This is a genomic window from Salegentibacter sp., assembly GCF_041642575.1.
Lineage (GTDB): Bacteria > Bacteroidota > Bacteroidia > Flavobacteriales > Flavobacteriaceae > Salegentibacter.
The window spans coordinates 1-2,033 of sequence record NZ_JBEPWD010000188.1 but is presented as its reverse complement, the minus strand read 5'-3'; the positions used below and the strand labels follow the sequence as shown (position 1 = coordinate 2,033).

The window sequence follows — 2,033 nt, the reverse complement described above, 5'->3', positions numbered from 1 at the left end:
GACTTAACGAGGATTCGCTCAGAATCCTTAAAGATGCTGGCATTTCGATAGACAACGGTAAGGAACAGTTAAAAGCCACGGCCCGCAATTTTCCTCTGGAAGTAATGTATTTAAGAAATGGTGATATCCCCCAGTATTTACGTGATGGAGTGGTGGATATAGCTATTCTTGGAGAAAATGTACTTGTTGAAAAAGGCAAGGATATCATCAGGGGAGAAAAGCTGGGTTTTTCAAAATGTCGTGTATCTATTGCCGTTCCAAAATCAATGAAGTATAAAGGTATTCAGGATTTGGAGGGAAAAAAGATCGCTACTTCGTATCCCAACACTGTTAACGAATTTCTTGCTGAAAAAGGGATTTCAGCAGAATTACACATCATTAATGGATCGGTAGAGATCGCACCCAATATTGGCCTTGCCAATGCTATTTGCGATATTGTTTCCAGTGGAAGTACTCTTTTCAAGAATGGATTGAAAGAAGTGGAAGTAATGTTGAAGAGCGAAGCAATTCTGGCAATTTCCCCAGAGATTTCTTCTGAAAGAAAAAGTATTCTTGAAAAATTGCAATTCAGACTAAAATCGGTCTTAAACGCCCGAACTTCAAAATATATTCTCCTGAACGCCCCTAACGATAAACTGGATAAAATTATAGAATTGCTCCCCGGGATGCGCAGTCCTACAGTTCTACCCCTTGCCGAAGAAGGTTGGAGCTCTATCCACACCGTAATTAACGAAGAGCGTTTTTGGGAAGTAATTGATGAACTTAAGGAAAACGGCGCCGAGGGAATCCTTGTTGCTCCAATTGAAAAAATGGTATTATAAAGTTTTAAGCAATGAAAAGATTCAACAACCCTGCCCGCGAAAAATGGTCGGAAATTCTGAAACGACCTACTCAAAGTCTCGAAGATGTTGAAGAAACCGTAAAACAGGTTTTTTCAGAAGTAAGGACAAAAGGCGATCTTGCTGTAGCCAAATACACCGAATTATTTGATAATTTCAAATTGAATAATCCCAGGGTTTCCAGGGAAGAAACTGAAGCCGCTATAGAAGAAGTGCCGGCCGACCTCAAGGAAGCAATCAAACTCGCAAAATCGAATATTTCTAAATTTCATAAGGCCCAGAAAACAGAAAGGGTTTCTGTGGAAACTTCCGCTGGAGTGAATTGCTGGCAGGAAAAAAGGGCTATTCAAAAAGTAGGTCTCTATATTCCGGGCGGTAGTGCTCCCTTGTTTTCAACCATTTTAATGCTTGCTGTTCCTGCGTCCTTAGCGGGTTGCCAGGAGATTGTTCTTTGTACGCCTCCCGGAAAAGACGGGAAAATAGATCCTGCCATTCTTTATACCGCCGAACTATGTGGTGTAACTCAAATTTTCCGGGTAGGGGGAATACAGGCTATTGCCGCAATGACCTTTGGCACCGATAGTATTCCGAAGGTTTATAAGATCTTTGGCCCGGGAAATCAGTTCGTAACGGTGGCCAAACAATACGCTACCCGTTTTAATGTAGCTATAGATATGCCTGCTGGACCTTCAGAATTGTTGGTAGTGGCCGATGACTCAGCCGATGCAAGCTTCGTCGCTTCCGATTTGTTAAGTCAGGCTGAACACGGAGCCGATAGCCAGGTTGTATTGGTTTCTACTTCTGAAACTTTACTCGATGCAGTGGAAGTGGAAATTGAAAATCAGCTTGAAAGACTACCCCGGAAAAACATTACTCAACAGGCCATTGAACATTGTAGATTAATCTCTATGAAACTGGATGAAACAGCTTTGGACCTCATAAATTATTACGGCCCCGAACATTTTATCATTTGCACAGAGAACGAAGAATTTTATGCAGATGGAATCGAAAATGCCGGATCGGTTTTTATAGGGAATTATACTCCGGAGAGCGCCGGAGATTACGCCTCGGGAACCAATCACACCTTACCTACCAATGGTTATGCAAAACAATATAGCGGTGTAAATTTGGATAGTTTTATGAAGGCGATGACATTCCAAAAGATCTCTTCAGAAGGAATTATGGAGATTGGCC

The 2,033-nt window shown here is 41.8% G+C and carries 2 protein-coding genes; both read left to right on the top strand.

Annotated elements, in window-relative coordinates:
* Window positions 1–821, top strand: an 821-nt coding sequence (gene hisG / locus ACESK1_RS13175; RefSeq protein ID WP_372920631.1) for an ATP phosphoribosyltransferase, incomplete at its 5' end; no start/stop codon positions are given.
* Window positions 822–832: 11 nt separating this feature from the next.
* Window positions 833–2,033, top strand: a 1,201-nt coding sequence (hisD, locus tag ACESK1_RS13170; protein WP_372920630.1) for a histidinol dehydrogenase, incomplete at its 3' end; no start/stop codon positions are given.